At 58.3% G+C, this 21,576-nt stretch carries 14 protein-coding genes and 1 pseudogene; 4 read left to right on the top strand and 11 right to left on the bottom strand.

Annotated features, from left to right (window positions below; all coding sequences use genetic code 11):
- Positions 1-72: 72 nt before the first annotated feature.
- The gene (locus Q0Z71_RS05795; protein WP_298019511.1) at positions 73-918 is read right to left on the bottom strand and encodes a tyrosine-type recombinase/integrase; all 846 of its coding nucleotides are present in this window, start codon (positions 916-918) and stop codon (positions 73-75) included.
- Positions 919-1,846: 928 nt separating this feature from the next.
- On the opposite strand from Q0Z71_RS05795, the gene Q0Z71_RS05790 reads away from it, so the two are divergent.
- The gene (locus tag Q0Z71_RS05790; protein WP_298019509.1) at positions 1,847-2,422 is read left to right on the top strand and encodes a hypothetical protein; all 576 of its coding nucleotides are present in this window, start codon (positions 1,847-1,849) and stop codon (positions 2,420-2,422) included.
- 85 nt (positions 2,423-2,507) lie between these two features.
- Here the strand turns inward: Q0Z71_RS05790 and Q0Z71_RS05785 are convergent, their stop codons facing one another.
- The 4 genes from Q0Z71_RS05785 to Q0Z71_RS05770 all read right to left on the bottom strand — a co-directional run bounded on the left by Q0Z71_RS05785 (position 2,508) and on the right by Q0Z71_RS05770 (position 8,695).
- Positions 2,508-5,603: an S-layer homology domain-containing protein gene (locus Q0Z71_RS05785; protein WP_298019507.1), complete on the bottom strand. Its 3,096-nt coding sequence runs from the start codon at positions 5,601-5,603 to the stop codon at positions 2,508-2,510.
- Between the two features lie 276 nt (positions 5,604-5,879).
- Positions 5,880-7,157, bottom strand: coding sequence for a DNA glycosylase AlkZ-like family protein (locus Q0Z71_RS05780; RefSeq protein ID WP_298019505.1), 1,278 nt, complete (start codon positions 7,155-7,157; stop codon positions 5,880-5,882).
- A 30-nt stretch (positions 7,158-7,187) separates the two neighbouring features.
- The gene (locus Q0Z71_RS05775) at positions 7,188-7,538 is read right to left on the bottom strand and encodes a hypothetical protein (protein ID WP_298019503.1); all 351 of its coding nucleotides are present in this window, start codon (positions 7,536-7,538) and stop codon (positions 7,188-7,190) included.
- Between the two features lie 314 nt (positions 7,539-7,852).
- A complete protein-coding gene (locus Q0Z71_RS05770) occupies positions 7,853-8,695 on the bottom strand; it encodes a tyrosine-type recombinase/integrase (RefSeq protein ID WP_298019501.1) in 843 nt (280 codons plus the stop codon).
- A gap of 310 nt (positions 8,696-9,005) precedes the next feature.
- On the opposite strand from Q0Z71_RS05770, the pseudogene Q0Z71_RS05765 reads away from it, so the two are divergent.
- A pseudogene (locus Q0Z71_RS05765) lies at positions 9,006-9,267 on the top strand (ATP-binding cassette domain-containing protein); the annotation flags it as partial.
- Between the two features lie 199 nt (positions 9,268-9,466).
- Here Q0Z71_RS05765 and Q0Z71_RS05760 read toward each other — a convergent pair.
- From Q0Z71_RS05760 to ilvD, 3 genes are all read right to left on the bottom strand, one after another.
- On the bottom strand, positions 9,467-10,369 hold the full coding sequence (locus tag Q0Z71_RS05760; protein ID WP_298019499.1) for a dihydrodipicolinate synthase family protein: 903 nt from the start codon (positions 10,367-10,369) through the stop codon (positions 9,467-9,469).
- Positions 10,370-10,468: 99 nt separating this feature from the next.
- Positions 10,469-13,990, bottom strand: a complete 3,522-nt coding sequence (nifJ, locus tag Q0Z71_RS05755; RefSeq protein WP_298019497.1) for a pyruvate:ferredoxin (flavodoxin) oxidoreductase — start codon at positions 13,988-13,990, stop codon at positions 10,469-10,471.
- Between the two features lie 56 nt (positions 13,991-14,046).
- The gene (gene ilvD, locus Q0Z71_RS05750; RefSeq protein WP_298019495.1) at positions 14,047-15,729 is read right to left on the bottom strand and encodes a dihydroxy-acid dehydratase; all 1,683 of its coding nucleotides are present in this window, start codon (positions 15,727-15,729) and stop codon (positions 14,047-14,049) included.
- A 259-nt stretch (positions 15,730-15,988) separates the two neighbouring features.
- Here ilvD and Q0Z71_RS05745 point away from each other — a divergent pair, with 259 nt between their 5' ends.
- Complete coding sequence (locus Q0Z71_RS05745) at positions 15,989-16,771, top strand: IclR family transcriptional regulator (protein WP_298019493.1); 783 nt, start codon at positions 15,989-15,991, stop codon at positions 16,769-16,771.
- A gap of 56 nt (positions 16,772-16,827) precedes the next feature.
- Here Q0Z71_RS05745 and Q0Z71_RS05740 read toward each other — a convergent pair whose 3' ends face one another.
- Together Q0Z71_RS05740 and Q0Z71_RS05735 are read right to left on the bottom strand one after the other, a co-directional pair.
- Positions 16,828-17,619: an SDR family NAD(P)-dependent oxidoreductase gene (locus Q0Z71_RS05740; protein WP_298019491.1), complete on the bottom strand. Its 792-nt coding sequence runs from the start codon at positions 17,617-17,619 to the stop codon at positions 16,828-16,830.
- Between the two features lie 80 nt (positions 17,620-17,699).
- On the bottom strand, positions 17,700-19,121 hold the full coding sequence (locus Q0Z71_RS05735; protein WP_298019489.1) for a GntP family permease: 1,422 nt from the start codon (positions 19,119-19,121) through the stop codon (positions 17,700-17,702).
- Positions 19,122-19,592: 471 nt separating this feature from the next.
- Between Q0Z71_RS05735 and Q0Z71_RS05730 the strand changes: the two genes are divergently transcribed.
- Complete coding sequence (locus Q0Z71_RS05730) at positions 19,593-20,507, top strand: AEC family transporter (protein WP_298019487.1); 915 nt, start codon at positions 19,593-19,595, stop codon at positions 20,505-20,507.
- A 144-nt stretch (positions 20,508-20,651) separates the two neighbouring features.
- Here Q0Z71_RS05730 and Q0Z71_RS05725 read toward each other — a convergent pair whose 3' ends face one another.
- Positions 20,652-21,575 (bottom strand): isochorismatase family protein, encoded by a 924-nt coding sequence (locus tag Q0Z71_RS05725; RefSeq protein ID WP_298019485.1) that lies wholly within the window; start codon positions 21,573-21,575, stop codon positions 20,652-20,654.
- Between the last annotated feature and the right edge of the window lies 1 nt (position 21,576).

Here is a 21,576-nt window from a genome sequence, read left to right as displayed (position 1 = left end):
CGGAATATTGATTCTGTTCTGCGCCGGGAATACCGGCGTTTCATTATTTCTGTGGAATATTGATCCTGTTCTCTATGTGACAAGCCCCAGCCGGTCCAACTCCCGTTGGTGCTCCGCGCCGGAAGTCAGCAGATAGATCCGGGTGGTCTCGATGGAGGAGTGGCCCAGCACGTCCGCCAGCTTCGCAATATCCCGGCAGGCCTTATAGAAGGCAGATGCGAACAGGTGGCGCAGGTTGTGGGGAAACACCTTTGTGGGCGCTATGCCCGCGTATCTGCACAGCGCTTTCATCTCCGCCCAGATCTGGCGGCGGGTCAGCAGTTTTTCGTTTTTGGTGAGGAAGATCCCGCCGGAAGCGATTTTTTGTTTCCTGGCGTATTTCAACAGCTTGCAGCACAGTTTGGCGGGGAGCATGATGGCGCGGATCTTGCCCTTGAGGGAGATCTCCGTCCGGCCCCGCTGGGCGGCCTCCACCGTGATATACCGCACCTCGCTCACCCGGATGCCTGTGGCGCAGATAGTCTCCATCAGCAGGGCAAGCCGCTCCTGCCCCCGCTCCCGGGCGGTGGAGACCAACGCCTCATACTCATTTCGGGTCAGTTCCCGGGAGGAGTCCCGGAACAGCCGCCGCTGGACTTTCAGAAATTTTGCTCGGCAGTCCTCCCAGCCCAGGAAGCCGAACAGGCCGTTGAGGGCGGCCAGCGCCGCATTGACCGTCGTGGGCGCATACTGCTGGGACAGAAGGTGTTCCTTCCACTCCGTCACCGCCTCCTTTTCCGCCGGACGGCCATCCAGCCACGCGGCAAAGGCCTGCACGTCCCGCAGATATTTCTCCACTGTGCCGGGGGCACGGTCTTCCTGCCGGAGCCAGCGGGCATAGGATACGATCTCCTCCCGCCCCAATGTGCGTTCGTTCATGTTAAGTTCCTCCGTTTCACAAGGTATGGCACTATTTTACCCAGCGGCACGATTTTGACCATAGCGTGCAAACATTTTTCTTCTTTTTGTCCATCTGATTCAAAAGGCCCTGAAATCGTGAGATTTCAGGACCTTTTATTATAAAATTTTCTTTGACCGATAGATGCTCCAGGGACACATCTGTTTTACATCCGGAGCATCTGTCCAAATTGGAAGCAAAAATTTTTTTGCCGCCGGGTGCATGGAGGCGTGCAACTTTTTCCTACACTACCGGAGGTAGTGTAGGGCTTTTTGCAGTCCTGCAAGATCCAGCCGGGGCACAGCGGGGGAGAACGATGGAGGACCGCCCCGGACGGCACCGGCTGGGAGGGGTATATCCTCCTTATACTAGAATTCATGAAAAAGCAGACAACGGCTGCTTTTTATAGCGCCGAAGGCGCGTTGAATTCTTATGAGACGTACCGATGTGCGAAGCACAGCGGTTCCCATGAAAAATATCTGTTTTTCATGGGAAAATCGTATTACACAGGGAGCGGCGGCAGTCGTTTCCGGGACAGGCGCGGACCGTGTCCGGCCTTGGCCGGGGCAGGGCAGCGCGGCAGGGGAACCGGGGAAGTGTTTTCGTTTGACCCCACCGGGTCATCGCCAGCGGAAGCGCGCTTCGGGCCGCAAGGGACCGCGCCTGTCCAAGACCCTTTTGCGACAGAGGGTGTGACAAGTATCGTCAATGAACCTGAAAAATCACAGATGATTTTTCAGGCGGGCTTCGCCCGTCGTGTGCAAAGCACACAGTAATTGACGATGAAATCTAAATACAGGCCGTGTGCCGCGGCCTGTCACAGCGCATACGCGCTGCGGCACTTGAAAAGCAGTTTTGCTGCTTTTCAAGTTATTTGATTATAAGAACATAAAAGGAGAGAGACTCGTTTTGCAGCAAACGGAACACTATCAACTGAATCAATGGGAACGGGAGGACCGCATTCAAATGGCGGACTTCAACAGCGACAACCAAAAAATAGAAGCCGCCCTCACAGCGCAGGCGGCGGAACTGGACACCAAGACCAGCCACGCGGAGCTGGCGGCGGCGATCCCCTGGGTGAAGATCACAGAGGTGACCACCACCAAAGCGGCGGAATCCGCAGGCGTTACCATCCAGAACCCTGGCCAGTACCGGGAGCTTCGGGTATTTGTGGACTGCTCCGGCGGTTTTCGGTGCAGTCTCAAATGGAACGGCGTTTCCATCGTGGGACTGCCCGGCGCAAACAGGGACTATTTAGCGGACCGGATCATCGGCGTTTTGGAAATCATCCCCCTGAAAACGGAGGGGAGCGCCATCCGGTACTCCTTCGGCGTCAATACCGGAGGATATGGCAATTCCAGCGACGCTCTTTTTTCCCAAGCCTGTATCTGCACCGGTCCGGTCACTCTGTCGGTGGCCTCCAGCAGTGGAGAGTATCCGCTCAACGCCGGCGCCAGCTTTGTGGTGTATGGTTTGAAGGTATGAACATGAAAAAATCCCCCCAGACAAAAGTCTGGGGGGATTTTCATGCAGATATGAACTGTTTAGCAGAATCACATACTGCCTTAAGTCATGCCGTTGTCCAAGTCAGCTCAACAGCGGTATCCTCGCTCAGGTCCGCATTGCAGGTCAGGGTGACGGTCATGATTTTGCCCTCAGTCTTCACACCGGAAGCGGTAAAGCCACTAGCAGTCACGGTGTATTTGTCCTCGCCCTGTTGTTTCCAATCATTCTTATTCTCCAGAGTGACGGTCAGCTTGGTACCCTCGACCACATAGGCCTTGGTCTCGCTGGTGATGGAAACAATAGCATTCTTTTCGGTCAGCGTGACCTCATAAGCTTTGGAGAGCTTGTCGGTGAAGGTGTAGATACGGTCGCCCATCATGCCGATCAGCTTGCCGTCAGCGTCGGTATACTTGTAGGTATAGCCGGCATCCTCCATGGCCCGCTTGCACAGCTCCAGAGCGCTGTAACCAGTGCCCACCATATCAACGCCGACGATCTCAGCGGTCAGGTCGGAGGAGCTGGTGTTGGTGATCTTGGCCCACTCGTCAGAGCCGCCCAGGCCGGGAACCACGACCTCGCCCTTCTCCATAATGAAGATGTAGACCAGATCAGCGTGCTCGTCATCGTCGCTGGCCTTCAGGACCTTGACGTAGACGTCATAGTCATCGGCATCCAGATCCATATCCTTGATGTCGCCATCATAGATGCTGTCCAGCTTGCCCTTTTCGTCGAACTCGACGGTGACAAAGACGGTCTCCTCGTCGGTGTCGAACTTATACTTCTGGTTCTTCGTGGAGGTGATCCAGAAAGCGTCGTCGCCCACAGCGGTGGGGACGCCTTCCTTCTTCGCAACAGCCTCAACGACCTCGCTGATGTACTGCTCGTCAACGGTCTTGGTGGCCTTGTACACAGTCTTGTTGTCCCAGGTGACCTTGGCCAGCTTGCTGCCGCCGAAGGCGTCATAGTCCACGATCACGTTCTGCTTGACGCCGTCCACATAGGCCTTGCTGTAATCCCAGTAATAGTCGCCGTCATACTTCAGGGACTCACGGGTATCCTTCTCCAGCACGAAGTAGGTGCTGTTCTCATCATAGATGTCGCCATCCAGGATGAACACCACGTCAGCGACCTTGCCGCCAACCACGATCAGGTGGGCGTTCTCAACATTGGGGACCTCGTTGTAGCCGGTGTAGGCCTTGCCGCCGTCCACGTCCACAAACACGGTCTTCTTGTCAACGATGTAGTCGTTGCCGCCGTCAGTGATATAAGCCTTGCCGTTGTGGATCTCAGCGGTGTACTCATTCTTCACCTTGAGAGTGCCCAGTTCCACCTGGTCGACCCAGGTCAGGGTGTAGACGCCCTTGTCGCTGGCGGAATACTTCCAAACGCGCTCATCGATGTTGGTCTTGATCTTGGCATCCTGCTCGTCATCGACCGCAGCGCCAGTCTTATCGAGCCAGACGATATCAGCGGTCTTATCCTTGGCAACGTAGCCGGGGAAGTCCGTGGGAACCTTCTTCAGCTCGTCCTTCACGTCGACCTTAGCAGAGGTAGCGTCGATCAGAACGACCTTGGCGATCCAATCCTTCAGCTCCTCATCGGAGTCCTTGACATACAGATACTGGTCAGCGTCCTCCTCGGTCTTCTCGAAGGCCAGGACAAAGCCGTTGGGATCCATGTACAGGGTGTAATCCTCGTTCAGAGCGGGGTGGGCCTTGGTGTTGACATCATCCAGATCATAGACGATGTGGCCGACGGCGGAGTAGGTGTACTTGGAGCCGTCGATCTTCAGGTAGGTCTTGCCATACTCAGGATCGACAACGTCCTTATCCTTATCCAGCTCCACGCGGGCAACGTCGCCGCTAACGGTCTCAGGCTCGCAGACCTCGCCGATGACATACTCGTCGTCATCGTTGAAGTCAACGGTGAAGACAACATAGTCGTCCTCAGAGTAGCCCTCAACATAGAAGGTCTTGTCGTTCAGCTTGGGCTCCTTGGACAGAACGTTGATATTGATGTACTCGCCGTCGTCATCGCTCTTGACCTTGGTGACCTGGCCCAGATAGTAGTTGATCGCGCAGACAGTGACGGTCTCAGCGTCCTCGTCCACATAGACCTCGGTGACCGTGCCGCTGCCGGTGTAGACATAATCGTCGTCATTGGACTTCTCGGGCAGGACGATCTCCTTGGCGGCGACTTCCTTGCCGTTCACGAAAACGGTCCAGTCATAATCGCCCTTGGGGTCGCAGAGGACCTTGCCCAGATCCTTGTAAACATCCTGGGACTCGGTGCCCTCGGTGTAGACATAGGTGGGATCGATGGTGGTGTAGGTGCCGATCTCGGACTTCTTCAGCTTCCAGGTGTTGGCGGGACGGCCATAGATGCCATTGCCCACTTCCAGCTCCAGATTCTTGAAGTACTTCTCGGCGAACTGGACATAGTCGTCGTCCTTGATGTTGCCGTCGGTCTTGGAGGCGATGTTCCACTTCACGTCGTTGGCCACGGAGTTGCCCACGATGACCTGAGCGCCGTTCACGTTGGCGGTGATCTTGGCCTCGTAGTCCACCATGGTGGCCTTCAGGGTGTTCAGAGCATACAGGCAGGCCTCCTCACGGGTGGCGTAGTCGGTGCCGTTCAGCTCACCGTCCAGGCCCTTGGTCAGGCCGATGTGCAGGGCCTGCTTGGCAACGGCGATGGACCAGTTGTCGCCAACGTAGCCCTCGATCTCGGCGTTGTAGCCCAGAGCGCCCAGCAGCATCTTCAGGAACGCATAGTTCGTGAGGGTGGCGCCGGGACGGAAGGAACCGTCAGCGTAGCCGGAGATGATGCCCTGCTCCTGGCAGTAGGCAATGTAACCGGCAAAGGTGTGGTTGACAGGGACATCCTTGTAGGGAGCCGTGTCGGCGGACAGCGCGGAAGCGGTGGTGGGGCCAAGGATCAGGTTGCAGATGATCTTGGCGGCAGCACCACGGGTCAGGCTGCCCTGGGGAGCGAAGGAACCGTCGGGATAACCGTCGATAACCTTCAGGGCGGACATCACGTCAACAGCTTCTTCATAGTTGATCTTGCTGTCGTCGGTGAAGTCCTTGGCGCCGGCGCTGACGGTGACCAGGGACATGACCATCACCAGAGCCAGAACCAGAGAAAGGAACTTCTTCATAGGGTGTTTTCCTCCTTTTAGATTGTCAGCTTTGCAGGCGGCCCGGCGGATGTTGCCTATGGAAATGCTAGCCATACTTCCATAGAAAACATCATCCAGACCGCACCGCTCTGCTGCTGGCGTTACTGTAACATCCCATTTCGGGGAATGTAAATACTTTTGGCGGAAGTGTTACAAAAGCGAAAAACGTGTAAAATTGATGCAGTTTTTCAGTAACAAAGTTGTGATTTTCAAATTTTTTGTTTGAGTGGGAACGGGGCGCCGGGGGGCCGTCTTTCAGGCGTCCCGCAGCATATAGCGGTACTTGTCCCGCTTCAATTTTCCCGCCTCCACCAGATGCTTCAAAATCACCGTGCACTGCTTCGGCGCGATGCGCAGCACCTTGGCGATGTCCTGCCGGTACGCGGGGCCCTCCGCCTGCAGATAGTCCCGGATGACCTCAAATTGCCGCTCCGGCGGGACCACTGCCGCGGGCAGATAGTACCGCGTCCCCACCCGGACAAGGCGGCCCCGCTCAATCAGCGCCGCCAGACGGTGATAGGCCGTGGTCTTGGAGACCTGCAAAAGCTCCATGAGGTCGTTGCGGGTGATGTATCCGTGCTGGTGGGCGTATTGCAGGATCCTGGTCTCGCCGCCGGCCCGAAGCGCGTAGTCCTGGCGCAGGTCCCGGAGGGTGATGTCATCGATCCCGGCCTTGATCAGCGCCGCCCGGACCACGCGGGAGAGCCTGTCGGGCCGCATGGGCATGCCGGAGCGGGGCGCGCGGATCACCGTTTCCGCCGGGTCAACAGCCCCGCCGCGCTCCGCCCGCACAAGTTCCAAAAACTGGAGGAGCGCATCGCTGATGGGGACCTCCTTTCCGGGGCCGGGCAGCAGCACGCACCGCTGCCGGTCGACCTGCTCCCACGTGAGCGCCGCGATCTCCTCCAGCGTGAGGCCCGCCTGCCAGGTGAGCTGCAGGGTGATCCCCGCCGCCGAGGTCCCCTCCAGTTGGAGCAGCCTCCACAGCCGGATCTCATCGACGTCCGGCGTCCTTTCCGCCTGGATCTTTGTGGACACCCGCCCCTGGGGGAGGTAGGCGGAAAAATGCTGGTTCAGCGCCACCGCCTCGATCCCGGCGATGCGGGACACATACTGCCAGTCGTGCTCCAAAAGCTGACGGATGACGAAATCGTGCCGCAGGTCAATCAGGCGGACCTCCGTCTGGCCCTCTTCGTCCAACGCCTTCCGCACAATACGGGAGATGGGCTGCGGCTGCATGGGCTTATGGAGCCGGTCCGACAGCAGCACATGGTCGTCTCCCCAGTCCAGCCGCTCGCTCATCCGCAGCAGATATTCCTCCAGCTCCGGACAGAGGGGGACGCTCCGGTCCGGCAGGTCGATGGCCTGGTTCAAAAAGTTGACGGCGCTCCACCGCAGGGACACGATCTCGCCCCGCATGAGGCCGGCCAGCCAGGCCAGGCGCACCGCCGCGCCAACGGCGTCCCAGGGGTGTTTTTCCAGGAGCCGCCGTACCGCGGCCTCCTCCGGACGATGTACGGTATAGGCTTCCATAAAATTTCACGCTCCAATATCACAACTATGTTACTGATTTCTTTCCAGCAAGGCATTTTCCTCCGCCCGCAGGAACGGCTCCGCAGCGGCAGCGGTCCCTTTCAGCGACCAGTCCTCCCAATCGCCGATGATGGAGCCGCGGATGCTGCCGTTTTCCCGAACGCGCAGCAGCATGTCGCAGTCCTCCTCGCAGACCTCTGTTTTGAACCGCAGGGAGGCGGCGTACCGGTTTTTTCGGAGCATCTTCCCTTGGAAATAGCTCTGGCGGCCGTCCAGCGTCAAACTGCCAAAGATGTCGGCCCTGTCAATTTGCAGGGTCAATTCCCCCTGTGTCTCCTGGTACCGGTTTTTGACCGTCGTGTGAAACCGCAATATTCGCATGTTCGCGCTCCTTACCGCTGTGAAAGGGGCGTTCCTCTCACAGACAAAATTAATAATTTGTCCGTGAGACCTCCTCCATAACGGCAGGAAAACCGTTTGGGCGCAAAAAAATAACGCGCCCAGCTCCCCACCACCGGGGAAACTGGGCGCGAAAATCCGGAGCCGAAAAACAACTGTGATGCGGCTCTGCTTTTTGCGCTTAAAAATTGTCAAATATCTTGTGTTCTGCGATGCGAAGTGTTATAATTAGGACAAATATGTATGCAAATGTGATTTGCTTTTGGCAATTTTGAGAACAAATTATTAATTTTGTCCTAGGATATCAGCCCCAGTCTCTCCAACTGCCTCCGGTGCTCCGCGCCGGTGGTCAGGAGGTAGATGCGGGTCGTCTCAATGGAGCTGTGTCCCAGCACATCGGCCAGGCGCACGATGTCCCTGCACGCCCTGTAAAACACCCTGGCAAACAGGTGGCGGAGATTATGGGGAAACACCTTCTCCGGCGGCACCCCGGCCCAGGCGCAAAGCCGTTTCATCTCCGCCCAGATCTGTTTTCTGGACAAACCCTTCCCGCTTCTGGTGACAAAGATCTCACCGGAGGCGATTTTCTGTTTATGGGCGTGCTTCAGGAGCTTCCGGCAGAGCTTTCCAGGCAGCAGGATCACCCGGATCTTCCCCTTCAGGGCAACCTCAGCCCGGCCCTGCCTGGCGGCCTCCACGGTGATATAGGGGACCTCGCTCACGCGGATGCCGGTGCCGCAGATGGTCTCCATCAGCAGGGCCAGCCACTCCTTGCCGTGCTCCTGTGCCGCTTTTACCAGCAGGCCGTACTCCTCCCGTGTCAACTCCCGGCGCTGGTCCCGAAAGACCCGGCGCTGGATCTTCAGAAACTTCACTTTAAATCCCCAGTCCAGAAACCCCAGCAGTCCGTTGAGGGCCGCCACCATGGAGTTGACTGTCACCGGCGCGTGGCCTGTGGACAACAGGGCCTCCTTCCAGGCCGCCGCCGATTCTCTGGTCACGGGTCTGCCGCCCAGCCAGCGGTGGAACGCCTCCAGGTCCCGCAGATATTTCTCCACGGTACCGGGCGCGCGCTCCTCCTCCAGCAAATGGGCCCCAAATGCCGATATCTGCGCATGAGTCAGGTCATATCCATCCATTTCAAACGCCTCCGAACAATCATAGTGCTTGTATTTTGCCTGAACGGGTGCCCGCTATGCAAGGTGCACAGCCCTCTGGCTGGAAGAAAATCACTTTGCCCCTTGACGATGTGGGAAAATCAGTTTTTCAGCACTGTTAGATTCAGAGGAGGTCATCATGAAGCAGAAGAAATACACGACACTGAAAAAATCCACCTAGCGGCTATCCAGGAATCTGGGGGCTGGAACTTTTGTGGGTTTCTGGCTGCGGCAGATCGGCAAGAATGCCGGCTTCTTCCACCGTTAGCGGCAACAGCTTTATCCAGCCGATTCCGGCGGCGAGCGCCAGCGGATTTCCATTGCCCGGGTGCTGCTGAAGAACGCTCCGGTGATCTTGTTGGATGAGGCCGCCGCGTCTTTGGATGTGGAAAACGAGTCCGCCGTACAGGAGGCTATTTCCCGGCTGGTGAAAAGCAAAACCGTCCTCATCATCGCCCCACCGGATGCGGACCGTGGCCGGGGCCGGCAAAGTGGTCGTCCCGGCCGATGGCGGCGCGGCCCCGCAGGGCAGCCCGGAAGAGCTGATGGCCTAGGGCGGCCTGTACCGTCAGACGGCGGAACGCCAGCAGTAGGTCCGGGGCGCTCTAAAAGCCGGCGCTCCTGTCAGCGAAGCGTTCGGATATTTGGTCCACGCGAAGAAAAAGAGTGATCGGAAGGGGTTTTCCTCTTCCGATCACTCTTTGCTCTTTATTTCTCTATTTAAATATTAAATAACGGTTTCCGGTGAGATGTTCAGCGGGACATCTTTTCATATTCCGCAAGAACTTCCTGCAGAATATGCCGGACCGTGCTGAACGCCGCGTTATCCGCCTCATCAAAGGGAAATATCGCTTTTGGTGAGATCTCAACGCCCCGGTAGGCCAGCAGCTTTTTGAACAGCAGGGAGCAGCTGGAACCCATCTCATAGATCGGCATCAGCTTATGCAGCAGCCGGGACAAGCGCATCGTGCGGGAAAAGTCCCCCGCGTTTGCCGAGGAGATCAGATCGCTCCAGATGTCCGGAACGATGTTGGCAAGCCCGCCGATAGAGCCTGCGCCGCCGGAGGCCATGTTATAAAGGAACTGGTCGTCAAAGCCGGAGTAGACCTCAAATCCGGTTCCCTCCATGGCCCGGCAGACCTGATTGGTGTGGGACGGCTCGCTGACCGTGTCCTTCATGCCGATGATGTTGGGATTCGCGTCCACCAGACGCCGGACCGTCTCCGCGGCGACGGAATGGCCGCTGCGGGCGGGATAGTTGTAGATATACATGCCGCCGTCCAGCCGTTTGGCCAGGGTGTCATAATAGGTGAAGATCTTCTCCTGATCCATGCTGTAATAGAAAGGCCCGATCACCAGAGGGGCGCGGTAACCCATTTCATAGACGCAGTTGGAGAGCTCCAGCGTCTGGTGGAAGGTGATGCTCCCCGTTCCCGCATACAGTTCCACGCGGCCGCCGGTATAGTCGGCATAGAATTTCAGAAAGTCCTTTTTCTCCGTCACGGACAGCTCTGTAAACTCTCCTGTGGAGCCAAGGACCAGGATTCCATCCACGCCGTTCCCGATCAGATAGTCGATGACCTTCTGATTGGCCTCATGATCCGGTTTTCCATCGTGGTCAAACACCGTCACCACCGGAACGATAATTTTTGCCATCGTCTGTTCCTCCGTGTCATTTTCAGGATATTGCTTCGGCCCGCGGCAGAAGGCTTCTTCCGCCGCGGGCCAAAACAGAGAAAGGGGGTAAGAGAAAAATCAAGCTTCGTTATAGCTCTTTTCCAGCCGGACGTAAGTTTGATAGCGTGCGTCGGCCTGACGCTGGGCCTCGGCAAAAAGCTGTTCGGCAATCTCGGGATACTTCACCTTCAGTCCGGCATAGCGGACCTCGCCGTTCAGAAATTCACTGACAGGCACGCTGGGCTGCTTGTAATCCAGGGAGAAGGGCTTCTCCGCCTTGTCGGGATTGTAGCGGTACAGGGGCCACAGGCCGCAGTCCACGGCCTTCTTCATCTCGGCCTGGACATTGTTCATGCCGGCCTTGATGCCGTGGTTGATGCAGGGTGCGTAAGCGATGATGATGGAGGGGCCTTTGTGGTCCACGGCCTCGGTGACAGCCTTCATCAGCTGGCCGGGGTTGGCGCCCATGGCCACGGAGGCCACGTACACGTTGGGATAGGTCATCATCAAACGGCCCAGGTCCTTCTTGGCGGTCTTTTTGCCGCCGTCGGCAAACTTGGCGGAGGCACCCACAGGGGTGGCCTTGGAGGACTGTCCGCCGGTGTTGGAGTACACCTCGGTATCCACCACAAAGACGTTGATGTCCTCGCCGGAGGCCATCACGTGGTCCAGACCGCCGTAGCCGATGTCGTAGGCCCAGCCGTCGCCGCCGAACAGCCACACGACTTTCTTGCTCAGCTGGTCCTTATGCAGCAGCAGCTCGTCGGCCAGAGCCTTCGCCTCGCCGGAGAGCGCCGCCTGCTCCAGTTCCTTGACCAGAACCTTGGTGTCCTCGAAGTTGGCGTCCAGATCATCAAAGGAGGCCAGCCACTGACTGCAGGCGTCTGCCAGAGCGCCGTCCACCATGGGAAGCAGCTGCTCCACACGCATCTTCACATTGCTGCGGCGCTGCTTCACAGCCAGCACCACACCCAGACCGTTCTCCGCCTGGTCCTCAAAGAGCGTTGCATACCAGGAGGGACCGCGGCCTTCCTTGTTCACCGTATAGGCCAGAGAGGGGAATGCGCCGGCCCATGCCGTGGAGCAGCCCACGCCGTTGACCCAGTAGGTCTTCTCGCCATAGAGCTGCGTCAGGAGCTTTGCGTAGGGGGTCTCGCCGCAGCCGGCGCAGGCGCCGGAGAACTCCACCAGGGGCTGGTAGAATTGGCTGCCCTTGAGGGTCTTGCGGTTGAACACGCCGGGCTTGTCGCTGAGGGACAGGGCGTAGTTCCAGTTGGTCTCGTCGTACATGGTCTCATCCACGGGCTTCATGGTCAGGGCCTTGTCCTTGGCCAGGCAGGAGGCGGCGCAGGAGCCGCAGCCGGTGCAGTCCATGGTGCTGACCTGAATGCGGTACTTCATGCCCTGAGCACCCTTGGCGTCCACCATCTCAAAACCGGCGGGAGCGGCCTTCGCCTCCTCCTCGTTTACCAGATACGCACGGATGGCGGCATGGGGGCAGACAAAGGTGCACTGGTTGCACTGCAGGCACTTGGCAGGATCCCAGGAGGGCAGCGCGCTGGCAATGCCCCGCTTGTCGTACTTGGAAGTGCCCATGGGATATGTACCGTCCTGATAAGGCACCAGAGCGGAAACTGGCAGATCGTCGCCGCGCTGACGGTTGCAGGGGATCACGATATTCTTCACCACGTCGGGCAGGCCCTCATCCACCACGCGCTCGTCCCTGGCGTCGGACCAGGAGGCGGGGACCGTCACCTTGACGGGGCTGTTGATGCCGGCGTCCACGGCGGCCAGGTTCATGTTGACGACCTTCTCACCCTTCTTGGCGTAGGTCTTCTGGGCGGCCTCCTTCATGTAGCGGACGGCATCCTCCACAGGCATGACGCCGGAGAGCTTGAAGAAAGCGGCCTGCAGGATCAGGTTGGCGTGGTTGCCCAGGCCCAGATCACGGGCAATTTTGTTGGCATCCACGGTATAGAACTGGACGTTGTGGTCGGCAATGTACTTCTTCACATCGCCGGGCAGGTTCTTCTCCAGTTCCTCCCCGCTCCAGGAGGTGTTCAGCAGGAAGGTGCCGCCGTCCTTGATCTCGTGGATCATGTCATACTTCGCAACGTAGGACTGGGAATGGCAGGCCAGGAAGTCCGCCGCCTTGATGAGATAGGTGGAGCGGATGGGGCTCTTGCTGAACCGCAGGTGGCTCTTGGTAATGCCGTAGGACTTCTTGGAGTCGTACTCGAAGTACGCCTGGGTGTACATACCGGCGTGGTCGCCGATGATCTTGGCGGAGTTCTTGTTGGCGCCCACGGTACCGTCGGAGCCCAGGCCCCAGAATTTGCAGGACACCGTGTCGGCGGACTCCGTGACCAGAGGCTCGTCCACATGCAGGGACAGATGGGTCACGTCGTCATTGATGCCGATCGTGAAAAGCTGCTTGCCATCGGGAGCCTGCATATTGTCAAAGACGCTCTTGATCTGGGCGGGGGTCACATCCTTGCAGGCCAGGCCATAGCGGCCGCCGTAGATCGCAGGGGCGTTTTTGTCGTTGGCGTATGCGGCACAGACGTCCAGGTACACGGCGCCGGCGATGGCGCCGGGCTCCTTGGAGCGGTCCATGGCGGTGACCTTTTTCACCGTCTTGGGCATGGCGTTCAGGAAATATTTCATATCGAAGGGGCGGAACAGATGGATCTGCAGCATGCCCACCTTCTCGCCCTGGGCATTCAGGTAGTCCACCACTTCCTTGGCGGCCTCGCAGGCAGAGCCCATCAGGACGATGACCCGCTCGGCATCCTCGGCGCCATAGTAATTGAAAATGTGATAGTCCCGGCCGGTGATCTGGTTGATGCCCTGCATATACCCTTCCACGATGCCGGGGATGGCATCATAGGTGGCGTTGTTGGCCTCCTGGCTCTGGAAGTAGACATCAGGGCCCTGTACGGTGGTGCGGTGCAGGGGATGCTCCGGGTTCATGGCGATCTGGTGATAGGCCTCCAGGGCGTCCTGGTCCATCAGCTTCGCCGCGGCGTCCAGATCCAGCATCTCGATCTTCTGGATCTCGTGGGAGGTGCGGAAGCCGTCGAAGAAGTGCACAAAGGGCACCCGGCTCTTGACGGTGGTCAGGTGGGCCACAGCGGCCAGGTCCATGACCTCCTGCACACTGGCAGTGGACATCATGGTGACGCCGGTGGTGCGGCAGCTCATCACATCCTGGTGGTCGCCGAAGATGTTGTTGGCGTGCTGGGCGACGGACCGGGCGGCCACATGGAACACAGCGGGCATCCGGTGGCCAGCCATGATGTACATATTGGGGATCATCAGCAGCAGGCCCTGGGAAGAGGTGAAGGTGGTGGCCATGGCGCCTGCCTCGGCGGCGCCATGGAGGGCGCCGGAGGCGCCGCCCTCAGACTGCATCTCCACCAGGGTGACAGGCTGGCCGAACATATTCCTGCGTCCGGCGGCGGCCCACTCGTCCACCTTCTCGCTCATGGGGGAGGAGGGGGTGATGGGGAAGATGCCGGCAACTTCTGTAAAATGGTAGGCAACGGTGGCGCAGGCCTCGTTGCCGTCCATGGTTCTCATGATCTTTTTCTCAGACATATCGATCCTCCTAATGTCTCCTCCGGCGGGGAAGCGCTCCCCGCCGGAGAGGCAGCTTACATCTTGATGATGGCGCCCTGGTCGGCGGAAGTGTCCGTCTTGGCGTACAGCCGCAGGTAGCCGTTGGGAATGTGCTTTTCGGGCATTTTCCAGGTCTTATAGCGCTCCGCGATCTCCTCGTCGGACACATGCAGCTCCAGTCTGCCCTCGTTGACGTCGATCAGGATCTCGTCGCCGTCCTGAACGATGGCCAGGGGGCCGCCCTCCGCGGCCTCGGGGGAAATATGGCCCACAAAGCAGCCGTTGTTGGTGCCGGAGAAACGGCCGTCGGTGATCAAGGCGGCGGACTTGCTCAGGCCCACGCCGTACATGTACTTCATGGCCTTGAACATCTCCCGCATGCCGGGACCGCCCTTGGGGCCCTCATAGCGGATGACCACCACATCGCCGGCCCGGATTTTGCCGCCCAGGATGGCCTCCTCCGCCTCCTCCTCACTGTTGTAGCACTTGGCCCTGCCCACAAAGCGGTGCATGGCGGGGTCGATGGCGCCGGGCTTGGTCACAGCGGTGTTTGGGCACAGGTTGCCGTGGAGCACGGCCACGCCGCCGGTCTTGGAGAAGGGCTCCTCCACGGTCTTGATGATGGCGGGATCCTCGGGATACTCATACACGTACTCGGCCAGGTTTTCCTTCAGGGTCTTGCCGCTGACGGTCATCACAGAGGTGTCCAGGATATCGCCCAGCCGCTCCTCCACCTTGGGGATGCCGCCGGCGCGGAAGAACGCCTCCATCTCGGGCTTGGCGGCGGGGTTGACCTTGGCGATCTGGGGGGTGGTCTTGCTCAGCTCCTCGAACTCCTCCACCACGTTCATGTCCAGCTCTGCCTCGTTGGCGATGGCGGACAGGTGCAGAACGGCGTTGGTGGAGCCGCAGGTGGCCATGGTGACCTTGATGGCGTTGCGGATGGCGGCGGGGGTCATGATCTGCCGGGCGGTGATGCCCTTTTTGCACAGGTCCACGATGGCCCGGCCGGCCTCAAAGGAGCTGCGCAGGCGGGCGGCGTAGGCGGCAGGGATCAGGGCGCTGCCGGGCAGGGACATGCCCAGGGCCTCGGACACGCAGCACATGGTGTTGGCGGTGCCGTAGAAGGAGCAGGAGCCGCAGCCGGGGCAGGCGGTGTTCTCCAGGGCGGCGTACTCGCACTCAGTGATTTTGCCGGCCTTCACCATGCCCAGGGCCTCGGAGATAGAGGTCAGATCGGACTTGCGGCCGTCGAACTCGATGCCGCCCAGCATGGGTCCGCCCACACAGACGATGCAGGGGATGTCCAGACGGGCCGCGGCCATCAGCATGGCGGGCACGATCTTGTCGCAGGAGGCCAGGAGCACCAGGCCGTCCAGCCGGTGGGCCTGGGCCATGATCTCCACGGAGTTGCAGATGATCTCACGGGAGGGCAGGATGTAATGCATTCCCTCGTGGCCCTGGGCCACGCCGTCACAGGCGGCGATGGTCCCGAATTCCACAGGGGTGCCGCCGCCTGCGTAAATGCCGTTTTTCACATACTCTGCCACCTTGTCCAGGTTGTAGTGGCCGGGGACGACTGTGTTCCAAGTGTTGGCGATGCCGATCAGGGGCTTTCCCTCTTTCAGCTCGCTGTCGGTGTAGCCCATGGACTTGAAGAGAGAGCGGGCAAATGCGCTGTCCTCTTCTCCCAGAATCGTTTTACTGCGAAGCGCCATGAAAAGATCCTCCTCAAATCTATTTCTGTTCTCGTTTGACCGGCAGCTGAACGGGTCCGTCCTCTGTCTGCCGTTCTACATTACTGTCCGGTATTCTTGAATTTATTATAAAACCGCGCCTTTCATTTGTCAATATCGTACGATAGTCATTTATATAAAATAAAAACTTATTTTTTCGTGCTTATTGACAGGGTCTCTTCTATATTCTATAATGATTAAAACAATTGTTCTGTATTGCAGAATATATAAAGAGGCGATTATGGCTACCACAAAAAATATCCAATCCATTGAACGGGCCTTTTCCATTTTGGAATTGTTCCAGCACTCCGGCTGCGCCGAACACAGCGTGAAAGAGATCTCCGAGGCCCTGGATCTCAACAAAAGCACCACCTTCGGCCTGATCAACACCCTGACCAACCTGGGATACCTCCAACAGAACGTGGAAAACCAGAAATATGCGCTGGGGCTGAAGCTGCTGAGCTTTTCCAACACCGTCAAGGTCCAGAACATCATCATCCGTGCGGTCCATCCCTATCTGGAGCAGATCAACCGCAAATACGGGGAGACCGTGCACTGCGCGGTGGCCCAAAACGACGGCGTCATCTATGTTGACAAGGTCGAGGCCACCGGCTCCATCTACATCAGCACCCAGATCGGCACCCGGAACGACCTCCACTGCACCGGCGTCGGCAAATGCATCCTGGCCTATCTGCCGCCGGAGGATCAGGAGCGCATCTACGCCAGCAATCTGAAGACCATGACCTACAACACCATCACCAACTCGGAGCAGCTCCGGGAGGAGATCCGCAAGGTCCGTCAGGCCGGATATGCCATGGACAATGAGGAGATCTCCATCGGCCTGACCTGTGTGGCAGTGCCGGTGTTCTCCGGACCGGAGACGGTGGCCTGCGCCATCAGCGTCTCCGGCATGACCTCCCGTATTCGGATCGCCCAGGAAAACGGCCTGGTCAACGAGCTGAAGTGGATCGCCGCGTCCATCTCCAAAAACGCGTTTGATTACGACTGTTCCAGAGACATTTGAGATCCCTATCTTGCTTGGGAAGCAGCGAAGGCTAAAGCCTTCGCTGCTTTTTGTTTTCAGCTCCGGCGCTCTTTGTCAGCCCAGGCCTTTCCGGGATTCTGGACCCCCATCTTGCCGCCGGTGATCTCCAGGGTGGTGCCGGTGATATACCGGGCATAGCCGGATGCCAGAAAGGCCATCGCCCAGGCCACGTCGATGGGTTCCCCAAAGGACCGCATGGCAATTGCGCTCCGCATGGCCTCGCCGTTGGCCGCTGTCAGCGCCCGGGTCATATCGGTATCGATCACGCCCGGGATATAGCCGTTGACGCGGATGCCGTAGGGCGCCAGCTCCGCCGCCAGCGTCTTTACCATAGAGCTGACAGCGGACTTGGTGGCCGCGTACACGCCGCTGCCCACGGAGGGAAACACCGCCGCGAAGGAGGAGGCCAGCAGCATGACGCCGCCCCGGTCCTTCATGGTGCGGTAGGCGGTGCGGGCGCCCAGATAGACGGCCTTCATGTTGGTGTCCACCGTCTGGTCCCACAGAGCCTCCTCCGTGTCGATGATGCTGTACTGGGGATAGATGCCGGCATTGCTGATCCAAACGTCAATGGGGCCCAGCGCGGCCTCCGCGTGGGCGGCAAAGCGCTCCAGCGCCGCGCTGTCGGTGACGTCGCAGGTCTCCCCCAGGACGGCAATGCCTTTGCTTTTCAAGTGCTCCACCGCCTGCTCCAGCTTTCCGGCGCTGGTGCCGCAGATGGCCACCTTGGCCCCCAGGGAGCCAAAGAGCTCCGCGGCCGCAAGGCCGATGCCCGCGGAGCCGCCGGTGATCAGGACCGTCTGTCCGTCAAAACGAATATTCATCATAAATTCCACCTCTTATATGAAAATTGGGGACACTCCGGTGAATGGAGTGTCCCCGGAACAGGGAGGTATGTATACGTGGATTATCCCAGCAGGCCCACCGCATTGACAATCGCGATGGCAATGATGCAGATGATGGAGGCGACCACGCTGGGGAAGGTCACATATTTCAGAGACTGCTTGGTGTTCAGATGGAAGAACTGGCCCATGACCCAGAAGCCGGAGTTGTTCACATGGTCCACCATCAGGGTGCCGGCACCGATGGCCAGAACAGCGGCCAGGGGGGACAGGCCCAGCGCGGGCAGCATGGGAAGAACGATGCCGGCGGCAGTCATACCGGCGGTGGTCATGGAGCCGACAGCGGTCATCATGATGGCAGCCACGGCCCAGGGCACCAGGATGGCGGGGATGGGGCTGTTGCCGATGGCCTCGGACAGGGGCGTCAGAGCGGGAGCGCTCTTCAGGATGGTGCCGAAAGCGCCGCCCATGGCGGTGATCAGCAGGGGAGACAGGCAGACGATCAGGCCCCGGGCCACCCACTTGTGCAGCATGATGTCGGACAGCTTGGAGTCAGCCTCCTCGGGGAAGCTCTCCTGATAGGCCTTCGCCACAGCCTTGCGCTGCTTGTAGCCCAGCCAGAGGGAGTACAGCACGCCGATGAACAGGGCGATGACCTTGTGGCCGATGGTGGTGCAGACCTTGTAGACCATGCCCTCGGGGTCCGCGTACATGGAGGCGAAGGAGGACAGGGAGATCAGCGCCACAGGCAGCAGCAGGGGCAGGAAGGCCAGGAAGGTGTTGGGCAGGGTGTCGTCCTTGATGAGGATGTCGTCGATGCTGTCGCCGCTGGTCTCGGACAGGCCCTTGACCATATCGGGGTTCGGATCGATCCACTCCTTTTCGGTCCATTTCTTCAGGATCAGCCAGGTGCCGAAGAAGCCGATCAGGGAGATAATCAGGCCCCAGACGATGGTCATGCCCAGGTCGGCCTCAAACATGATGGCGATGGCCAGGATGCCGGGGGTGGGCGGGACCAGGCCGTGGGTCAGGAACAGGCCCAGGCCGGTGAAGGAAGCCATGGTGGACATGGAGATGTGCTTCCGCTTGGACAGCATGGAGGCAATGGGGGCGGTGAGCACCATGGTGATGTCGCCGAACACGGGGATGGACATGATAAAAGCGGTCAGAGAGGGAGCGAGCTCCATATTCTTACCGCGGAACAGCTTGATAAAGAAGTTGGCGATCGCTTTCGCCGCGCCGGTATCCTCGATGGCCATGGAAATAATGGCGCCGAGAATGATGGTGATGCCGACACTGCCCAGAGTACCGCCAAAACCACTGCCGATCATATCAGCGGTTCCGGAAACACCGTAACCAAGAACGATGCCAGTGATCAGTGCGGTGGTGAACAGGGCCATGACAGGGTGGACGTTCATCTTGATGATCAGCAGCATCAAAAGCAGGATCGCCGCGATCAAAACGACAATAAATACGCCAGCAGACATTTTTTTCTCTCCTTTTTCTATGTTTTGATTGCTCGTGACTTGCGCGGGGCACGTATATCAAAGCGACCTCCCTTTTTTCGCTTTGAAGTCTGTTCTTTTTTACCGCTTTATATTCTGTATTAAAGAACAATTGCATATTAGCACATTCCCGCAGCGCTTGTCAATCCCCTTTTCTCTTTTTCTTTGATTAACCGATTATTTGCAGGAGATTTTTGAACCTTTTTTGTTTTTACTGCTGAAAAATTGTCTATCAAGACAAATTTTTCGAAATGAATTTGTTCAATATTTCAATTTATTATTCTATATTATAGTACGAAAATTTGATTATTAACTTTTCGCGAAGTTTTGCCCGATAATTTGTATAGATATACATATCGAATGGCCGAAATGTCTGGGGAAATCCCTTCTTGCGGAATCGCAGATTTCCTGTAGAATAAACGTATCAGAGAATGTTATTGGGGTGCTGGGATCATGGACTTTTTCACGAATATGCTGTCTGTGCAGCTGATGCTCTTCTGTCTGATCGTCGCCGGTATTTTGATCAAAAAAATTGGTGTCATCAGCGATGCCGGCAGGAAGGTGCTCTCCGACCTTTTGATCAACGTCATCCTGCCCTGCAACATCGTCCACTCTTTTATGAGCGGCACGCAGGTCTCCGGCGATTTTTTACGAAATTGCATTTTGATGGTGGTGATCTCCGCGCTGGTCCAGGTGGCGGCCACTTACGGGAGCAGGCTGCTTTTTAAAAAATATCCCCGCAAGCAGAAAAGCGTCCTCTCCTATGGCCTGATCAGCTCAAATTCCAGCTTTGTGGGTCTGCCCATTGCGGAAACCCTGTTTGGCAGTCTGGGCGTCATGTATACCTCTTTCTTTCAGATTCCCATCCGCTTTACCATATGGACTGCGGGATTGGCCCTGTTTACCAGTGTTGACAGAAAGGGCGCCTTCCGGAAGCTGGCCAGGCATCCATGCATCGTCTCTATTTTTATCGGGCTCCTCATGATGGTCCTCCCCATACAGCTGCCAGCTTTTCTGGACAACACCATTTCCGCCATCAGCAAGTGTACGACGCCCATCTCTATGTTTGTCATCGGATCGATCTTGGCGGACGCCTCGATCAGATCCCTTTTCTCCAAGTCGGTCCTCTATTACACCTTCCTGCGCCTGCTGGCGCTGCCCCTCCTGGTCTATCTGGCCCTGCTGCCGTTCCATCTGGACAGCATCCTGGTCGGCATCGCCGTGCTGATGACCGGAATGCCTGCCGGCAGCACCGGAGCGGTCCTGGCGGACCAGTATGACTGCGACGCCCCCTTCTATTCCCAGCTCATCTTTACCTCCACGCTCTTTTCCATCCTCACGATCCCGCTGCTGACGCTTTTGATCTGAACGAAGCGTTTTGGGAGTTGTCCCGAGACCCGCACAAGCCATTACATAAAAAGCATCGAGGTCCGAAAGCTCTTGAGCTTCGAACCTCGATGTTTTTCTATGCAGGTTTGCAGTGTGTCCGTTGGGGGACAGGAAAGCCGTTGGTCACGCCTCCTGCTCCAGCAGCGTTTTCAGCGCACCGGCGCAGGGATATGCTTCGAACCCATAGTTGATCTGCATGAGGGTCATGCCATAATCATGCTCCCGCTGGGTGGTGGAGCTGGTCCCGTCCTCCGCGATGGCTACATGGTAGCCGCGGTAGAACGCCTCGATGGCAGTCTGCGCCACACATACCTCTGTACGCCAGCCCGCAAAGAGCAGGGTGCGGACATTCAGCGTGTCCAAGACGCTTTGCAGATCGGTATTGACAAAACCGTTGAACAGGTTTTTCCGTACCACGTAGTCTCCGGCCTGCGGCTCCACCTCGCTGATGATCTGCGCCCCGTAGGTCCCCTCCATCATGTGGTCGTTCCAAAGCTGCAGCTCTGGATCCCCCTTGCGATGGCAGTCGCAAATATAGATGACGGGCACGCCCAGGTCGTGCGCTTCGGCGAACAGCGTCTTGAGCGGCGGCAGGATATCCAGTATCCGCTTACAGGGAAGCGCGCCGCCCTGCATGATGTCGTTTTGCAGATCGATGGCCACCACCGCCACCTGCGGAGAATCGACCGCTTCCGCAGGCGGCTCCTCTTCGGAGGACAGGGCGGCGTTGAGCACCGCCAGGGCCTGGCGGTATTCATGGAGCTGCGTCTCCACATAGTCGCGCTGGCGCCGCATCTCCCCGCGAAGCACGTCCCAGGGCGCGTCCAGCAGCGCCGCGATCTCGGGCAGGCCGAATTTCAGCTTGCGGAAATACTGGATCTGCTGCAGCCGCTGGATCGCCTCCTGCGAGTACAGGCGGTAACCCGAATCCGACCGGGCTGAGGGAGGACAAAGCCCGATGGACTCGTAATGCCGGATGGCCTTCTGTGTCAATCCCGTCAGTTTTGCCGCCGTCCGAATGGTGACTAAATCCCCCTTATCCCCCATA

It is taken from the genome of uncultured Dysosmobacter sp. (genome assembly GCF_947631635.1).
In the GTDB taxonomy this organism is placed as follows: Bacteria; Bacillota; Clostridia; order Oscillospirales; family Oscillospiraceae; genus Oscillibacter.
This window is presented reverse-complemented; position numbering and strand designations above follow the sequence as displayed.